The organism is Azospirillum sp. UENF 211521 (assembly GCF_058780535.1).
In genome coordinates this window covers 486,176-502,322 of record NZ_JBSNCF010000002.1, presented here as the reverse complement: position 1 = coordinate 502,322, position 16,147 = coordinate 486,176, and the positions used below count along the sequence as shown (strand labels likewise).

Genomic DNA, 16,147 nt, shown 5'->3' with positions numbered 1-16,147 from the left:
CCGCCAACCGATTCCTTGGGGGCTCCCCATCATCGTCTCCCCGGCGCCTCCCCACCACCTCCCAGGGTTCCCGCATCCCGCCCCTGCGTCCGACGCGGCCGGAAAGGGCCGCGCGCCGGTGGCAAACGCCTGCGCGTGGCACATATCTGTCCGGGCTTTCGGAGCTTTTTTGGCGCCTTCCCTTCCCCTCCGGTTTCGGCTAAGAACACTCCATGAACAAGCACATCAGTGTCCGCGGCGCGCGGGAGCACAACCTCAAGAACGTCGATGTCGATCTGCCTCGGGACGAGCTGATCGTCATCACCGGCTTGTCGGGATCGGGCAAGTCATCGCTGGCGTTCGACACGATCTACGCGGAAGGCCAGCGACGCTACGTCGAGAGCCTGTCGGCCTACGCGCGCCAGTTCCTGGAGCTGATGCAGAAGCCGGACGTCGATTCGATCGAGGGGCTGTCACCGGCCATCTCCATCGAACAGAAGACGACCTCGAAGAATCCGCGCTCCACCGTCGGCACGGTGACAGAGATCTACGACTACATGCGCCTGCTGTGGGCGCGGGTCGGTATCCCCTACTCCCCGGCCACCGGTCTGCCCATCGAGAGCCAGACGGTCAGCCAGATGGTCGATCGCATCCTGGCGATGCCGGAGGGCACGCGCCTGCTGCTGCTGGCGCCGCTCATCCGCGGCCGCAAGGGCGAGTACAAGAAAGAGATCCAGGACCTCCGCAAGCGCGGCTTCCAGCGCGTGCGCGTCGACGGCACGATGCACGAGATCGACGAGGTCCCGGCGCTCAACAAGAAGCTGAAGCACGACATCGACGTGGTGGTCGACCGCATCGTCGTCCGCGAGGGGCTGGGCAACCGGCTCGCCGATTCGCTGGAGACGGCGCTCGGCCTCGCCGACGGGATCGTCTTCGTCGAGGACGCCGAGTCGCACGAGCAGACCGTCTTCTCACAGAAATTCGCCTGCCCGGTGTCCGGCTTCACGATCCCGGAGATCGAGCCCCGGCTGTTCTCCTTCAACAACCCGTTCGGCGCCTGCCCGGCCTGCGACGGGCTGGGCAGCAAGATCTACTTCGATCCCATGCTGGTCGTCCCGGACGAGCGGCTGTCGCTGAAGAAGGGCGCCATTGCCCCCTGGGCCGGCTCCTCCTCCCAGTATTACGTGCAGACGCTGGAGAGCATCGCCAAGCATTTCGGCGTCGCCATGGACACGCCGTGGGAGACGCTGCCGGAGAAGGTCCGCCAGACCATCCTCTACGGCTCCGACGGCGCGCCGATCACGATGACCTACGACGACGGGCTGCGCAGCTACCAGACGAACAAGGCCTTCGAAGGCATCGTCAACAACCTGGAGCGGCGTTACCGCGAGACGGAAAGCGTCCACATGCGGGAGGAGCTGTCCAAGTACCAGTCCTCCCAGCCCTGCGAGACCTGCAAGGGCGCCCGCCTGAAGCCGGAGGCGCTGGCCGTCAAGGTGCACGGCCAGCACATCTCCCAGGCGGCGGAGATGTCCATCGCTGACGCGGCGGCGTGGTTCAGCACGCTGAACGACCATCTGCGTCCGAAGGACAAGGAGATCGCCTACCGCATCCTCAAGGAGATCAACGAGCGGCTGGGCTTCCTCAACGCGGTGGGGCTGGAATACCTGACGCTCAGCCGCGGCTCCGGATCGCTGTCCGGCGGCGAGAGCCAGCGCATCCGGCTGGCCTCGCAGATCGGCTCCGGCCTGACCGGCGTGCTCTACGTGCTGGACGAGCCGTCGATCGGCCTGCACCAGCGCGACAACGACCGGCTGCTGGCGACCCTGAAGCGGCTCCGCGACCTCGGCAACACCGTGATCGTGGTCGAGCATGACGAGGACGCCATCCGCACCGCCGACTATCTGGTGGATATGGGCCCCGGCGCCGGCCAGCACGGCGGCACCGTGATCGCCCAGGGCACCCCGGAGGAGGTCCAGGCCAACCCCGACAGCGTCACCGCCCAGTTCCTCAACGGCACCCGCTTCGTGCCGGTGCCGGACGAGCGCCGCCCCGGCCACAAGGGCCAGTTCCTGGAGGTGAAGGGCGCGCGCGCCAACAACCTTCAGAACGTCTCGGCGCGCATCCCGATGGGCACCTTCACCTGCGTGACCGGCGTGTCGGGCGGCGGCAAGTCCACCTTGATCATCGAAACGCTCTACAAAGCGGTGGCGCGCAAGCTGATGGGCGCGCGCGAGCATCCGGCCGAGCATGACGAGCTGCTGGGGCTGGAGAATCTCGACAAGGTCATCGACATCGACCAGTCGCCGATCGGCCGCACCCCGCGCTCCAACCCGGCGACCTACACCGGCGCCTTCACCCCGATCCGCGACTGGTTCGCCGGCCTGCCGGAGGCCAAGGCCCGCGGCTACGGCCCCGGCCGCTTCTCCTTCAACGTGAAGGGCGGGCGCTGCGAGGCGTGCCAGGGCGACGGCGTCATCAAGATCGAGATGCACTTCCTGCCCGACGTCTACGTCACCTGCGACGTCTGCCACGGCAAGCGCTACAACCGCGAGACCTTGGAGGTCACCTACCGCGACAAGACCATCGCCGATGTGCTCGACATGACGGTCGAGGAGGGCAAGGAGTTCTTCAAGGCGGTGCCGGGCATCCGCGACAAGCTGGAGACCCTGGAGCGGGTGGGCCTCGGCTACATCCACATCGGCCAGCCCGCCACGACCCTGTCCGGCGGCGAGGCGCAGCGGGTGAAGCTGTCCAAGGAGCTGAGCCGCCGCGCCACCGGCCGCACCCTCTACATCCTCGACGAGCCGACCACCGGCCTGCATTTCGCCGACGTCGAGAAGCTGATGGAGGTGCTCCACGCGCTGGTCGACCAGGGCAACACGGTGCTGGTGATCGAGCACAATCTGGAGGTCATCAAAACCGCCGACTGGATCATCGATCTCGGCCCCGAAGGCGGGACCGGCGGTGGTGAGATCGTCGCGGAGGGCACCCCGGAAGATGTGGTGAAGGTCAAGCGGAGTTACACCGGCCAGTATCTCGCCCCCTACCTGAAGGCGAAGCCGAAAAGCCGGAAGAGGGCGTGAAGATGGGCCGGGGTCATCCCCGGCCTTTTTCTTTCGACCGATTTTTGCCCTGGAAACAAAGCCGGAGCGGGAGTGTTTCCTCTTCATCGTTCGCCAATCAGGATGGAGACGGAGCATGTCCAAGACCATGATGTCCGGTGTGGCACTGGCCTTCGGCGCGGCCCTGCTGGTCAGCGCCTGCGGGACCGACGAGACCACCAGCACCACGACCACCACCACGACCACCTCGCCCAACTACGGCAACTCCAGCCTGACCACCCCGCCGGGCAGCGGGTCGACCACCACCGAGCGCACGACGACGACCAAGAGCGAATAAGGACTGTTCGTTTCGGTCCCATGAAAAACGGCCGGCTTCGCATGGGCGGGACCGGCCGTTGTCTTGCCAACTCTGTCTTGCCGACTCTTTGCTTGTTCGTCCTACCAACGTACAAGTTTCAAGCCTTCTCCGCTCGGCTAGGATTTCGAGGCGCGCCCAACGACGCGCGCCGGAACAGCCGAACAACGGAGGGAACCCCATGCGCACCCTGTTCGCGGTCGCGGCCACCCTGGCCGCGCTGGCCAGCCCGGCCCTGGCCGTCGAGGTCACGGAGTCGGCCACCCTGCCCTACCCGGTCGAGAAGGTCTGGCAGCAGATCGGCCCCTTCTGCAACCTCGGCACCTGGCACCCGGCGGTGGAGACCTGCACTCTGCGCCGGAAGGACGGCGCGCAGGAGCGCGTGCTGGCCCTCAAGGGCGGCGGCACGATCGAGGAGCGGCTGCTCTCCTCCTCCGCCAGCAGCCACCGCATCCGCTACTCGATCCTGACCAGCCCGCTGCCGGTCAAGGACTACGCGGCCTCCCTGTCGGCCGAACCGGCGGGCAAAGGCACGCGCGTCGTGTGGAAGGCGCGCTACACCTCCAACGGCGCCAGCGACGAGGAATCGCGCAAAGTGATTTCCGGCATCTTCACCTCCGGATTCGACGGGCTGAAGCAGAAGCTCGCCGCCCAGTAAGTCACCGCACGTCGGGCGAGCGACCAGGGTCGTCGGAACCGGCGGACGATCCTGGCCGCGATTCCGCGCCGTGGTCCGGTTGGTCTTGCCGTGGCGACAGTGACGGTCTACTTGTTCGGCAACTTTGTGAAAGTTGCTGATATGGCCGACACGTCCCTTTCCCCCGTTCACGTCATCGGCGGCGGTCTCGCCGGCTCCGAAGCCGCCTGGCAACTCGCCCAGCGCGGCGTTCCCGTCGTGCTGCACGAGATGCGGCCTGTCCGCCCGACCGAGGCGCACAGCACCGACCAACTCGCCGAGCTGGTCTGCTCCAACTCCTTCCGGTCGGACGACGCGGAGTACAACGCGGTCGGGCTGCTGCACGAGGAGATGCGGCGCTGCGGCTCGCTGATCCTGCGCTGCGCCGACGCGCACAAGGTGCCGGCGGGCGGCGCGCTGGCCATGGACCGCGACGGCTTCGCGGGCGCCGTGACCGAGGCGATCACCGGCCACCCGCTCATCACCGTGGAGCGCGGCGAGGTCGCCGGCCTTCCGCCGGAGGATTGGGACAGCGTCGTCATCGCCACCGGCCCGCTGACCTCGCCGCCGCTGGCCGAGGCGATCCGCGGCTTCACCGGCGAGGAATCGCTGGCCTTCTTCGACGCCATCGCCCCGATCGTCTATCTGGAGAGCGTGGACCTGTCCAAGGCGTGGTTCCAGTCGCGCTACGACAAGCCCGGCCCCGGCGGCACCGGCAAGGACTACATCAACTGCGCCTTCGAGAAGGACGAGTACCGCGCCTTCATCGACGCCCTGCTGACAGGCGAGAAGGTGGACTTCAAGGAGTGGGAGAAGAGCACGCCCTACTTCGAAGGCTGTCTGCCCATCGAGGTGATGGCGGAGCGCGGGGTCGACACGCTGCGCTACGGCCCGATGAAGCCGGTCGGCCTGACCAACCCCCACAAGCCGGAACGCCGCCCCTACGCGGTGGTCCAGCTCCGCCAGGACAACGCGCTGGGCACGCTCTACAACCTCGTCGGCTTCCAGACCAAGCTGCGCCACGCCGAGCAGGCGCGCATCTTCCGCATGATCCCCGGCCTGGAAAAAGCGGAGTTCGCGCGGCTGGGCGGCCTGCACCGCAACACCTTCCTGAACAGCCCACGCCTGCTGGACGGCGCGCTGCGGCTGAAGGCGCAGCCGCGCATCCGCTTCGCCGGTCAGGTCACCGGCTGCGAGGGCTATGTGGAAAGCGCCGCCGTCGGCCTGCTGGCCGGACGCTTCGCCGCCGCCGAGCGGCTGGGCGGCGAGCCGTCCGCACCGCCGGTCACCACGGCGCTGGGGGCGATCCTCGGCCACATCACCGGCGGCGCCAACGCCGACACCTACCAGCCGATGAACGTCAATTTCGGCCTGTTCCCGCCGGTGGACGAGCGCATCCGCGGCCGGGACCGCAAGCTGGCCTACACCCGCCGCGCGCTTGAGGATCTGGGCGGCTGGCTCGCCGCCGCGCCCGGCGTCACGGCCTGAGGAGCGGTGATTCCAGTCAAAATGTTACTGAACCATAATAAAGATCATAAGTGAGACTTAACCATCTCCGTGGAACACTTTCTTTCGAAAGAGCGGAAAAGTCTTCCAACGGGATGGTTATGATTAAAACAAAATCATTGGTTGCCAAACAGGTGATCGTCATCGTGATGGTGACGATCGTTTCCCTGGCGGCGGGGATCGCGGCCCTGACAACCAAGAGCGGGTCGGACATCGAATCCCTGGCGTTCCAGAGCGGAGAGCAGCTTGGCCACCGCTATGGCGAGATGGTGCAGGCCCGGCTGGGCACCGCGATGGAAGCCAGCCGCTTCATTGCGGCCTCCCTGGTCGGCCTGAAGGCCACGGGCCGGGCCGACCGGGAGCAGCTCTCCACCTGGCTCAAGAGCATCGCCGAGGCCAACCCGGATTTCCTCGGCGTGTGGGTGGGCATGGAGCCGAACGCCCTGGACGGCCGTGACGCTGAGTTCGCCAACAAGCCGGGCTCCGACGCCTCCGGCCGGTTCCTCCCCTATTGGAACCGCGGGTCGGGGGCGGTGGCGCTGGAGGCCCTTGTCGGTTACGACGATCCGGGTTCCGACGGCGCCTATTATCAGATCCCCAAGCGCACCGGGCGCGCCATGGTGGTGGAGCCTTACAGCTACACGGTCGCCGGCCGGAAGGTGCTGATGGTGTCCATGTCCGCCCCGATCGTCGAGAACGGCCGGGTCATCGGGGTTGCCGGCATCGATCTGTCCACCGACGGCATCTGGTCCATGCTGAAGACGGTGAAGCCGTTCGACAGCGGGTCCATCCACCTGATTTCCAACGACGGCGTCTGGGCCGGCCATCCCGACAGCGAGCGGATGGGGCAACCGATCGGCAAGTCGGACCCGGCGCTCGACGCCGCCAAGCCGGCCATCCGCGCGGGGCGGAGTTTCGAACAGACGGCGGTCGCCGACGGGCAGCCCGTGAAGCAGCTGTTCCTGCCGGTGAAGGTCGCGGGAACGGAAACCCCCTGGGCCCTGCAGGTCAACCTGCCGCTCGACAAGGTCAACGCCCCGGTCCGGGAGCTGCGCAACGTCACCATCGTCGGCGGGCTGGTCCTGCTGGCCGCCCTGGTGTCGGCGCTTCTGTTCGCCAGCCGCCGCATCGTCGGCCTGCCGTTGCGTCGCACCATCGCGACGCTGGACGCCGTGGTCGCCGGGGAGCGCGGCGTGGTCATCACCGACACCGGCCGCACCGACGAAATCGGCGCCATCAACAAGGCCCTGAAGCTCTTCCAGGACAACACCGCCCGCATGGCGGAGCTGGAGGAGGAACGCCACCGCGAGGAGCAGCGCGCCGCGGAGCGCCGCAAGCGCGACCTCGCCGACGTCGCCAGCCGGTTCGAGGCGTCGGTGGGCGGCGTTGTGCGCAACGTGTCGGAACAGGCCGGCGCGATGCGCGGCACCGCGCAGAACCTGTCGGCCATCGCCACCCAGACCGACCGTCAGGCCGCCGCTGTGTCCACCGCCGCCGAGGAGGCCAGCCAGAACGTCCAGACGGTGGCCGCCGCGGCGGAGGAGCTGAGCTGCTCGATCCGCGAGATCAACGAGCGGATCGGCCGGTCCTCGCAGATGGCCACGGAGGCGGTGGCCGAGGTGGAGCGCACCAACGCCACTCTGGAAGGTCTGTCCACCGCCGCGCAGAAGATCGGCGACGTGGTGAATCTGATCCAGGGCATCGCCGGGCAGACCAACCTGCTGGCGCTCAACGCCACCATCGAGGCCGCCCGCGCCGGGGAGGCGGGCAAGGGCTTCGCCGTCGTCGCCAGCGAGGTGAAGAATCTGGCGAACCAGACGGCCAAGGCGACCGAGGACATCTCGCGCCAGATCGCCGACATGCAGACGGTCAGCGGCACGGTGGTCAGCGTCATCGGGACGGTGGGGCGCAGCATCATCGCCATCAACGAGACGATCACCGCCATCGCCGCCGCAGCGGAACAGCAGGGCGCCGCCACCCAGGAGATCAGCCGCAACGTCCAGCAGGCGTCGATCGGCACCGCCGCCGTGTCCGCCAACATCGGCGGGGTCACCCAGGCGGCGGGCTCCACCGGCACGATGGCCGATCAGGCGCTCGGCGCCGCCGGCGACCTGTCGCGGGAGGCCGACCAGCTCCGCCAGGAGGTGGAGCGGTTCGTGGCGATGATCCGCGCCGCCTGACCGAAAGGGCTCAGAACCGCCCGCGCAGCGCCGCCCAGGCCAGCTTGGCGTGGCGCAGCGGGTGGGGCATCAGCACACGCGGGGCGAAGGGGTCGTCGCCCTCCTTCGCCAGCGCGTCCAGATGCAGCCCGGCCAGCACCGCCGGCAGCAGGGCCGACAAGGCGCCGCGCGGCACGGACCGGCGGAGCGCGCGGGCCTTCGCCAGATGGTCGCGGGCGGCCTGCGCCACCTCGCGCACCACGGGGCGCAGTTCGGGAGTGGAGCGCAGCTCGAACAGATCCCCTTGTTTGGCGCCGTGCGCCGCCATGCGGTCGGCGGGGAGAAGCTGGCGGTGCTGGCGGGCGTGGAACGGCACCGCCCGGGCGATGCCGGCCAGGGCGTAGCCGATCCCGGCCTGACGCCCGGCCTCCACCGCGTCGGCATCCCTCGCGCCGAGGATTTCCAGAGCGAGTTGGACCAGCGGCGCCCCGGTGACCTCCGCGTAATTGACAAGGCAGGACAGGTTGGCCGGCGGCGTGTCGTCCAGATCGGCCTCCCGCGCGTCGATCAGCCGGTCGAACAGGGCGCGGCTCAGCGCGCTCTCGCGTACGGCGGCGGCCAGCGGCTCCATCACCGCGTGCTTGGGCACGGCGGCGCCCTCGTAGACCTTGTCCAGCCCGTCGCGCCAGAATTGCAGCCGCATCTGGCCCAGCACCGGCTCGGTCACCACCTCGCGGGTCTTGGCGATCTCCAGGTTGAAGGCGTAGAGGGCGAACAGCGATTCGCGGCGCTCCGCCGGGGCGAAAAGGCACGTCAGGAAACGGTCGTTGTCATATTTCCTCACCTCCCGTCCGCAATAGGACAGGTCGGGGGTCGCCTTCGCCATGTGATGCCTGTTCTGGAAAAATGGGGGTGGCACAGTTTGGAAGCGGGGCAAAGCCCGCTCGCGCCTTATATTAGGCAGACAGGCTCTCCACACCAGCCCCGACGCGCAGCAGGCGGAACAATGGCCGATTTCAACGTCGCCCCCACCAAGCCCCGCAAACCCAGCCCGGTCGCCCGCAAGGACACGGACTCGGAGAATTTTCCGGTCGCCTCGCGTCTGCTGCCGAAGCATCTCAGGCCGCATGTCATGGCCTTCTACCGGTTCGTCCGGCTGGGCGACGACATCGCCGACGATCCCGATCTCGAGCCGGAGACCAAGCTCGCCTATCTGGAGGCGCTGGAACGCTCGCTGACCACGGGCCAAGCCAAGCACGCCTATCTGAAGCCGGCGCTGGATCTGCGCGCCAGCCTGCAGGCGACCGGCGTCAGCGACCGCCACCCCCGGCAGGTGCTGCGCGCCTTCCGGCGCGACGCGGTGGGGGCGCGCTGCCACAGCTGGAGCGACCTGCTGCTCTACTGCCGCTTCTCCGCCAACCCGGTCGGGCGCTACCTGCTGGACCTGCACGGCGAGGGCGTGGCCGCCGGGCCGGCGTCGGACGCGCTGTGCACCGCCCTGCAGGTGCTGAACCACCTCCAGGACTGCCGGGAGGATTGGAGCCAGCTCGGGCGCTGCTACATCCCACTGGTCTGGTTCGACGATTCGGCGATCAGCGTTGAACGGCTGGTCGAGACGGAGAGCGACGCCAAGCTGCGCGCCATCTTCGACCGCACGCTGGAACACACCGACCGGCTGCTGGAGCGCGCCGCCCCCCTGCCCGGCCTGATCCAGCACCGCGGCCTTCGGATGGAGGCGTCGGTGATCCTCAGCCTCGCCGAGTCGCTGGCGCAGCGGCTGCGCAGCCGCGACCCGCTGAAGAAGCGGGTGGTGCTCGGCACGCATCATAAGCTGTTCGCCACCGCACGCGGGCTGGCGCGCGCCATCGGGAGCAAATAGACTCCGCCCCCTTCGACCGCCACCACGCAGGACCGACGTATGCCGCAGCCATCGCTGGATTCGACGCAGAGCGACACCGCCGGCAGCCCGGCTGCCGCGGCGGCGGCGGTGACCGGGCGGTCGGGCAGCACCTTCTACTGGCCAATGCTGCTTCTCCCCCGCTCCAAGCGGGCGGCGATGTTCGCCATCTACGCCTTCTGCCGGCGAATCGACGACATCGCGGACGAGCCCGGAGACCCTGCGGAGAAGCGCGCGGCGCTCGACGCCTGGAGGACCGAGATTCGCGGCCTCTACGCCGGCGGCGCGCCGTCCAGTTCCCTGGGTGCGGCGCTGAAGGGCGCCATCGAGCGCTACGGCCTGCCGCGCGGCGAGCTTGAAGCGCTGATCGACGGCATGGCGATGGACATTCCCGCGGATGGTGGCAACGGGACCGGCGGCAACGGGGCCGGCAACAGCGGGGGCATGACCGGCCCGGCGCTGCCGACCCTGCGGCTCTATTGCCGCCGCGTCGCCGGCGCGGTGGGCATGCTGGCGATTCGCGTGTTCGACCGGGCGGACGCCTCCACCGAGGCCTTCGCCCTGGCGCTGGGTGAGGCACTGCAGTTGACCAACATCCTGCGCGACCTGACCGAGGACGCGGAGATGGGCCGGCTCTATCTGCCGCGCGAGTTGCTCGACGAGGCCGGCATCGGCAGCTCCGACCCCGCCACGGTGCTCGCCCACCCCAACCTGCCGCAGACCTGCGAGGCGCTGGCGGTGCTCGCCGAGGAGCGCTTCGCCGAGGCGCGGCGGGCGCTTGCCGAGGGGCAGTCCGCCGGGCGGCGCGGCTCGCTGTGGGCGGCGGTTGCCATGATGGTGCTGTACCACCGGCTGCTGGTGCGGCTGCGCGCCCGGGGCTGGCGCGATCTCGACCGGCGGGTGCGGGTCGGCAAGCGCGAATGCGCCCTGGTGGCCGTGCGCTGTGCGCTCGGCTATCCGCCCGCCGCCTGACGGGCCGGCTTGGGCACCGTCCACATCGTCGGCGCCGGCCTTGCCGGTCTGTCCGCCGCCGTCCGCCTGACCGAGGCCGGGCGCCGGGTCATCCTGCACGAGAGCGCGCCGCAGGCCGGGGGACGCTGCCGCTCCTTTTACAACGCCACGCTGGACCGTGTGGTGGACAACGGCAGCCATCTGGCGCTCAGCGGCAACCGCTCCCTGCTCGGCTATCTAGAGCGGGTCGGCGCTGGCGGCGCCCTGACCGAACTGCGCCCCGCCGCCTTTCCCTTCCTCGATCTCAGCAGCGGCGAGCGCTGGTGCCTGCGGCCCGGCGGGATGTGGCTGTTCGACAAGGCGCGCCGCGTGCCGGAAAGCCGCCCCGCCGATTACCTCGCCGCCCTGCGGACCCTGACCGCCGGTCCTGCCGCGGCGGTGGCCGACGCCCTGCCCCCCGGCGGAGCGCTGTACGACCGCCTGTGGCGGCCGCTGGCCGTGTCGGTGATGAACGGGGCGCCGGAGCGGGTGTCCGCCCGGCTGTTCGGCGCCGTGCTGCGGGAAACGCTGCTGCGCGGCGAGGCCGCCTGCCGCCCCCTGTTCGCCGAGAAGGGTCTGTCGGCCGCCCTGGTCGATCCGGCGGTGGCGTGGCTGGACCGGCACGGCGCCGAGCTGCGCACCGGCGCGCGGGTGGATGGGCTGGAGCGCGCGGGGGATCGCATCGCCGCCCTGTCGGTGGATGGGGAGCGCATCGCCCTCGGCGGCGGTGACGTGGTGATCCTGGCGGCGCCGGCCTGGATCGCCGCGCGCCTGCTTCCCGAAGCCGTACCCGTTCCCGCCGCCGGCCGGGCCATCGTCAATGCTCACTTCCGGCTGCCCGCCGCAACGGCGCTGCCGGACGGCCTGCCCTTCCTCGGGCTGGTGGGTGGCACCGCCGATTGGCTGTTCCGGCGCGGCGACGTGCTGTCGGTAACGGTCAGCGATGCCGACGCGCTGGCTGCCCAGCCCACCGACGCGGTCGCCGCCACGCTGTGGCGCGACGCGGCACAAGCGCTGGGCACCCCCGATGCAGCCCTGCCGCCTTTCCGAATCATCAAGGAGCGCCGGGCGACTCCGGACCAGTCCCCTGTCCATGCGGCGAATCGCCCCTGTGCCCGAACCGCTTTGAAAAACCTCGTTCTGGCCGGCGATTGGACGAACATGGGGCTTCCGGCAACGCTCGAAGGTGCGGTCCGCTCCGGCGAGTTCGCCGCGCGGGCGGTCCTAACCGCTGGGATTACCACCTTTTCGCGCCTCGGCCTTTTTCCAGCCTTCACTTTGCCGCGCCGCGGGCCTATTTGAGCGGACGGAGGTGCCGTGCCGCCAAGGCGCGGGCCGAGATGGGACAATCCAAGAAGAGAGGGTAACTCAATGGCGTTCGAACTGCCGCCGCTCCCGTATGGCTATGATGCTCTGCAGCCGTTCATGTCGTCGGAGACGCTGCACCTGCATCACGACAAGCACCACCAGACCTACGTCACCAACCTGAACAACCTGACGAAGGACAGCCCGCTGGCCGACGCCAGCCTGGAAGACGTCATCAAGCAAAGCTACGGCGACGCCTCCAAGCAGGGCCTGTTCAACAACGCCGGCCAGGTGTGGAACCACACCTTCTACTGGCAGAGCATGAAGAAGAACGGTGGCGGCGCCATCCCGGGCGAGCTTGAGAAGCGCCTGATCGCCGACTTCGGCAGCGTCGACAAGTTCAAGGAAGAGTTCTCGAACGCCGCCATCACCCAGTTCGGCTCGGGCTGGGCGTGGCTGTACATCGACGGCGGCAAGCTGAAGGTCACCAAGACCTCCAACGCCGACACCCCGCTGGCCCAGGGTCACTTCCCGCTGCTGACCGCCGACGTGTGGGAGCACGCCTACTACGTCGACTACCAGAACCGCCGCGCGGACTTCGTGAAGGCGTTCCTGGAGAGCCTGGTGAACTGGGAATTCGTGGCCGAGCGCCTGTCGAAGGCCCCGGCCTGATCCTTCCCCGGATCGCCAGAACGGAAAAGGCCCCCGATCGGGGGCCTTTTTTGTTGCTCCATTCCGGCCGGGCTACAGACCCGGCTCACACCGGCAAGAGCGCCGCCCCCACCCGCCGGCCTTCGGCCAGCAGGACGTTGTAGGTGCGGCATGCCGCCCCGGTGTCCATCACTTCGACCACCAGACCGGCGTCGCGCAGGCCCTGGCGCAGCGCCTTGGGCAGAAGCTGCATCCGGGCGCCGGAGCCGAGGAGGAGGAACTCCACCCGCGGCTCCGCCGTGATGACCTGGGCGAAGTCCTCCGCCGTCAGGGCGGCGAAGTCCTGGGGGCGCCAGGGCTCCGTGCGGTCGGGAAGGACCACGACCGCCCCGGTGCGCCATTGCCCGGACACGCAGAACTGCCCGTCCCCGTAGCCGTCGATGACCTGACGGTCCGACGGGATGATCGGCGTGATGTCCGCCATCTCTGATCCGTTCCTGTTCTTGTCGCTCAGGGCGTCGGGTTGGCGGCCGGGGCCGCGTTCTCCGCCGGCGCGTTGCGGCGCAGCCGGTTCTCGCCCAGGAACAGCAAGATGGGGGCGGCGATGAAGATGGACGAGGAGGTGGCCAGGAAAATGCCGAAGATCAGCACGATGCCGAAGTCCTGCAGCGCCTCGCCGCCGAAGAAGGCCAGCGGCAGGATCGACAGCAGCGTCGACATGGAGGTGCCCAGCGTGCGGTTCAGCGTCTCGTTGATCGAGCGGTCGATCAGCTCGCGCAACGGCATTTTCTTGTAGATGCGCAGGTTCTCACGCATGCGGTCATAGACCACGACCTTGTCGTTGGTCGAATAGCCCATGATCGTCAGGATCGCCGCGATGGCCGTCAGGTTGAACTGCATCCCGGTGATCGCGTAGAAGCCGACCACCTTCGTCACGTCCAGCAGCAGCGTCACGATGGCGCCGAAGCCGAACTGCCATTCGAAGCGGAACCAGATGTAGACGAGCATCGCCAGCAGCGCGAGGCCGAGCGCCAGCATGCCGTTGAAGAACAGCTCGCCGCTGACCGAGGCGCCGACCGCCTCGACGCGGCGCACGGTGGTGCCGGGAATCTCCTGGGCGAGCGTGGCCCTCACCTTGTCGGCGGCCACCTGCTGCGCCGCGTCGTCGCCCGGCTGGCGTTCCAGGCGGATCAGCACGTCCTGGGGCGAACCGAACTCCTGCAACGCCACCTGCCCCATGTTGAGCTGGGTCAGCGTGTGGCGCAGCGAGGCGAAGTCGGCGGCCTGCGGCGTGCGCGCCTCGATGACGATGCCACCGCGGAAGTCGATGCCGTAGTTCAGGCCGGGATAGAAGAACAGCACCACCGACGCGATCGACAGGAACGCCGACACGATCAGGCCGGCGTGTCGCCCGCGCATGAACTGGATGTTGGTGTTGTCAGGGACCAGACGAAGCCGGAACATGGGAATGACCTCTTACACCGGCAGGGCGGCCGGCCGCGTCTTGCGCAGCCAACTGACCATCATGAGACGCACGAGCACGGTGGCCGTGAACAGCGAAATCAGGATGCCGAAGGTGATGGTGACGGCGAAGCCCTTGATCGCGCCGGTGCCCAGCACGAACAGGATGGCCATCTTGATGGCGGTGGTCAGGTTGGCGTCCACGATGGTGGAATAGGCACGGCTGAAGCCGGCCTCGACCGAGCCGAAGACGCCGCGCCCCTTCTTGGTTTCCTCGCGGATGCGCTCGTTGATCAGGATGTTGGCGTCGACCGCCAGACCGAGCGACAGCAGGACACCGGCGATGCCCGGCAGGGTCAGCGTCGCCTGGAGCAGCGACAGCGCGGCCAGGGTGAGGACGGTGTTGACCAGCAGGGCGAAGCAGGCGAAGGCCCCGAACAGGCCGTAGGCGGCGATCATGTAGGCGCAGACCAGCACGAAGCCGATCCCCACCGACATCAGGCCGGCGCGGATCGAATCGGCGCCCAGGTCGGGACCGACCGTGCGCTCCTCGATCACCTTCAGCGGGGCCGGCAGGGCGCCGGCGCGCAGCAGCACGGCGAGGTCGTTGGCGTCGGCGGCGGTGAAGCTGCCGCTGATCTGGCCGCGTCCGCCGGTGATCGGCTCGCGGATCACCGGGGCGCTGATGACCTTGTTGTCGAGCACGATGGCGAAGGGCCGGCCGACGTTGGCGCGGGTCACGTCGGCGAAGCGGCGGGCGCCGATGCTGTCGAATTCGAAATTGACCACCCACTCGCCGGTCTGCGGGTTGCTGCCCGCGGTGGCGTTGGTCAGGTTGGCGCCGTCCACCTCGACCTTCTTGCGGATGACGTAGGCGCTCTGCGCCCGCCCGCCTTCCGCCGAGGGCAGGATGTCGGTCCCCGGAGGGGCGCGGCCGGCGCTCGGGTCGGCGTTCATGTCGACCAAGCGGAAGGTCATCTTCGCGGTGGTGCCGAGCAGCCGCTTCACGCGGTCGGGGTCCTCGACGCCGGGAAGCTGGACGAGGATGCGGTCGGCGCCCTGGCGGGCGATGGTCGGCTCGTTGACGCCGGTCTCGTCGATGCGGCGGCGCACGATCTCGATGGACTGCTCGATGGCCTGGGTGGCGCGCTCGCGCAGGGCGATCTCGCTCAGCCGGGCGGTGACGCTGCCTCCGTTGGCGGTGACCTCCAGGTCGGGCTGGCCGCCGCCGAGCGGGCCGCCGCCGATGGTGTTGGCGAGCTGGCGCAGCGCCCGCACCGCCGTGTCGGCCTGCGCCGGGTCGCGGAGCTGCACGGTGATGCCGCGGTCGCCCGGGTTGATCGCCGTGTAGCCGACATTGTCGTTGCGCAGCTGGGTGCGCGCCGAATCGACCAGGCCTTCGACGCGGTCACGGATGACCGCGCCCATGTCCACCTCGAGCAGCAGGTGCGACCCGCCGCGCAGATCGAGGCCGAGATTGACCCGGCTGTGCGCGTACCAGCTCGGCAGGGCCGACAGCGTCTCGCGGCTGAAAAAATTCGGCAGCGTGAGGATGGTCCCGAGCACGCAGATCGCGACGATCAGAAAAATCTTCCAGCGCGGAAAATACAGCATTCGTAAACCAGTCCCGTTCGCTACCGGAGAACCGCGTTACTTGCGGTCCGCAACCTTTTCTTCAGCCTTCTCGTCGGCGCTCTTGGCCGGCTCGGACTTCGACAGCACGAGATTCACGGTGGAGCGCATGACGCGGACGCGGACGTTCTCGGCGATCTCGACCTGGAGCTCGTCGTCCGGGCCGACCTTGGTGATGGTGCCGATGATGCCGCCGCCGGTCACCACGCGGTCGCCGCGACGGATGGCCTCCAGCATGCCCTTGTGTTCCTTCATCTTCTTCTGCTGCGGACGGATCAGCAGGAAATAGAAGACGACGAAGATCAGGATCAGCGGCAGGAACTGCACGATCATGTCGGCCCCACCGGCGGCGGGCGCGGCGGTCTGTGCATAGGCCGTCGAAACGAACATCTGGAGGCTCCCTGTGGTTTGGTTCCGAAGGCGCAGCGGGCGCTCGCGGACGCGGCGACTATAACGGTCCGGGCCGTCGAT

Annotated in this window: 14 protein-coding genes; 9 read left to right on the top strand and 5 right to left on the bottom strand. The window is 68.7% G+C overall.

The window, feature by feature from the left end; translation table 11 throughout:
* Positions 1-212 precede the first annotated feature (212 nt).
* From uvrA to ACWPN5_RS18975, 5 genes are all read left to right on the top strand, one after another.
* The gene (gene uvrA / locus ACWPN5_RS18995; RefSeq protein ID WP_492296851.1) at positions 213-3,065 is read left to right on the top strand and encodes an excinuclease ABC subunit UvrA; all 2,853 of its coding nucleotides are present in this window, start codon (positions 213-215) and stop codon (positions 3,063-3,065) included.
* Between the two features lie 115 nt (positions 3,066-3,180).
* Positions 3,181-3,381, top strand: a complete 201-nt coding sequence (locus tag ACWPN5_RS18990) for a hypothetical protein (protein ID WP_492296849.1) — start codon at positions 3,181-3,183, stop codon at positions 3,379-3,381.
* Positions 3,382-3,580: 199 nt separating this feature from the next.
* Complete coding sequence (locus ACWPN5_RS18985) at positions 3,581-4,057, top strand: SRPBCC family protein (protein WP_200476298.1); 477 nt, start codon at positions 3,581-3,583, stop codon at positions 4,055-4,057.
* Positions 4,058-4,198: 141 nt separating this feature from the next.
* Positions 4,199-5,563 (top strand): methylenetetrahydrofolate--tRNA-(uracil(54)-C(5))-methyltransferase (FADH(2)-oxidizing) TrmFO, encoded by a 1,365-nt coding sequence (gene trmFO / locus ACWPN5_RS18980; protein ID WP_492296846.1) that lies wholly within the window; start codon positions 4,199-4,201, stop codon positions 5,561-5,563.
* A 167-nt stretch (positions 5,564-5,730) separates the two neighbouring features.
* Positions 5,731-7,761, top strand: a complete 2,031-nt coding sequence (locus tag ACWPN5_RS18975) for a methyl-accepting chemotaxis protein (protein WP_492296845.1) — start codon at positions 5,731-5,733, stop codon at positions 7,759-7,761.
* A 10-nt stretch (positions 7,762-7,771) separates the two neighbouring features.
* On the opposite strand, the gene ACWPN5_RS18970 is transcribed toward ACWPN5_RS18975, so the two are convergent.
* A complete protein-coding gene (locus ACWPN5_RS18970; protein WP_492296843.1) occupies positions 7,772-8,626 on the bottom strand; it encodes a phytoene/squalene synthase family protein in 855 nt (284 codons plus the stop codon).
* A 120-nt stretch (positions 8,627-8,746) separates the two neighbouring features.
* Here ACWPN5_RS18970 and ACWPN5_RS18965 point away from each other — a divergent pair, with 120 nt between their 5' ends.
* The 4 genes from ACWPN5_RS18965 (at position 8,747) to ACWPN5_RS18950 (ending at position 12,604) form a co-directional block, all read left to right on the top strand.
* Positions 8,747-9,619 (top strand): squalene/phytoene synthase family protein, encoded by an 873-nt coding sequence (locus ACWPN5_RS18965; RefSeq protein WP_040134027.1) that lies wholly within the window; start codon positions 8,747-8,749, stop codon positions 9,617-9,619.
* A 39-nt stretch (positions 9,620-9,658) separates the two neighbouring features.
* Complete coding sequence (locus ACWPN5_RS18960; protein ID WP_492296842.1) at positions 9,659-10,609, top strand: squalene/phytoene synthase family protein; 951 nt, start codon at positions 9,659-9,661, stop codon at positions 10,607-10,609.
* A 9-nt stretch (positions 10,610-10,618) separates the two neighbouring features.
* On the top strand, positions 10,619-11,929 hold the full coding sequence (gene hpnE / locus ACWPN5_RS18955) for a hydroxysqualene dehydroxylase HpnE (protein ID WP_492296841.1): 1,311 nt from the start codon (positions 10,619-10,621) through the stop codon (positions 11,927-11,929).
* Positions 11,930-11,998: 69 nt separating this feature from the next.
* Entirely contained in the window at positions 11,999-12,604 is a 606-nt protein-coding gene (locus ACWPN5_RS18950) for a superoxide dismutase (RefSeq protein WP_014197280.1), read from the top strand.
* An 85-nt stretch (positions 12,605-12,689) separates the two neighbouring features.
* Here the strand turns inward: ACWPN5_RS18950 and ACWPN5_RS18945 are convergent, their stop codons facing one another.
* From ACWPN5_RS18945 to yajC, 4 genes are read right to left on the bottom strand one after another with little or no spacing between them, the layout of a single operon-like run.
* On the bottom strand, positions 12,690-13,067 hold the full coding sequence (locus tag ACWPN5_RS18945) for an Mth938-like domain-containing protein (protein ID WP_200476303.1): 378 nt from the start codon (positions 13,065-13,067) through the stop codon (positions 12,690-12,692).
* Positions 13,068-13,093: 26 nt separating this feature from the next.
* Entirely contained in the window at positions 13,094-14,047 is a 954-nt protein-coding gene (gene secF, locus ACWPN5_RS18940) for a protein translocase subunit SecF (RefSeq protein ID WP_247888530.1), read from the bottom strand.
* A 12-nt stretch (positions 14,048-14,059) separates the two neighbouring features.
* Positions 14,060-15,658 carry a protein translocase subunit SecD gene (gene secD / locus ACWPN5_RS18935; protein ID WP_247895892.1) on the bottom strand — a complete coding sequence of 533 codons (1,599 nt, stop codon included), beginning with the start codon at positions 15,656-15,658 and terminating at the stop codon, positions 14,060-14,062.
* A 36-nt stretch (positions 15,659-15,694) separates the two neighbouring features.
* A complete protein-coding gene (gene yajC / locus ACWPN5_RS18930; protein WP_145690325.1) occupies positions 15,695-16,066 on the bottom strand; it encodes a preprotein translocase subunit YajC in 372 nt (123 codons plus the stop codon).
* Between the last annotated feature and the right edge of the window lie 81 nt (positions 16,067-16,147).

Excerpts from the sequence above, each read along its gene's own strand:
- uvrA (WP_492296851.1), top strand. The coding sequence starts at position 213 with ATGAACAAGCACATCAGTGTCCGCGGCGCGCGGGAGCACAACCTCAAG.
- ACWPN5_RS18990 (WP_492296849.1), top strand. The coding sequence starts at position 3,181 with ATGTCCAAGACCATGATGTCCGGTGTGGCACTGGCCTTCGGCGCGGCC.
- ACWPN5_RS18985 (WP_200476298.1), top strand. The coding sequence starts at position 3,581 with ATGCGCACCCTGTTCGCGGTCGCGGCCACCCTGGCCGCGCTGGCCAGC.
- trmFO (WP_492296846.1), top strand. The coding sequence starts at position 4,199 with ATGGCCGACACGTCCCTTTCCCCCGTTCACGTCATCGGCGGCGGTCTC.
- ACWPN5_RS18975 (WP_492296845.1), top strand. The coding sequence starts at position 5,731 with ATGGTGACGATCGTTTCCCTGGCGGCGGGGATCGCGGCCCTGACAACC.
- ACWPN5_RS18970 (WP_492296843.1), bottom strand. The coding sequence starts at position 8,626 with ATGGCGAAGGCGACCCCCGACCTGTCCTATTGCGGACGGGAGGTGAGG.
- ACWPN5_RS18965 (WP_040134027.1), top strand. The coding sequence starts at position 8,747 with ATGGCCGATTTCAACGTCGCCCCCACCAAGCCCCGCAAACCCAGCCCG.
- ACWPN5_RS18960 (WP_492296842.1), top strand. The coding sequence starts at position 9,659 with ATGCCGCAGCCATCGCTGGATTCGACGCAGAGCGACACCGCCGGCAGC.
- ACWPN5_RS18950 (WP_014197280.1), top strand. The coding sequence starts at position 11,999 with ATGGCGTTCGAACTGCCGCCGCTCCCGTATGGCTATGATGCTCTGCAG.
- ACWPN5_RS18945 (WP_200476303.1), bottom strand. The coding sequence starts at position 13,067 with ATGGCGGACATCACGCCGATCATCCCGTCGGACCGTCAGGTCATCGAC.
- secF (WP_247888530.1), bottom strand. The coding sequence starts at position 14,047 with ATGTTCCGGCTTCGTCTGGTCCCTGACAACACCAACATCCAGTTCATG.
- secD (WP_247895892.1), bottom strand. The coding sequence starts at position 15,658 with ATGCTGTATTTTCCGCGCTGGAAGATTTTTCTGATCGTCGCGATCTGC.
- yajC (WP_145690325.1), bottom strand. The coding sequence starts at position 16,066 with ATGTTCGTTTCGACGGCCTATGCACAGACCGCCGCGCCCGCCGCCGGT.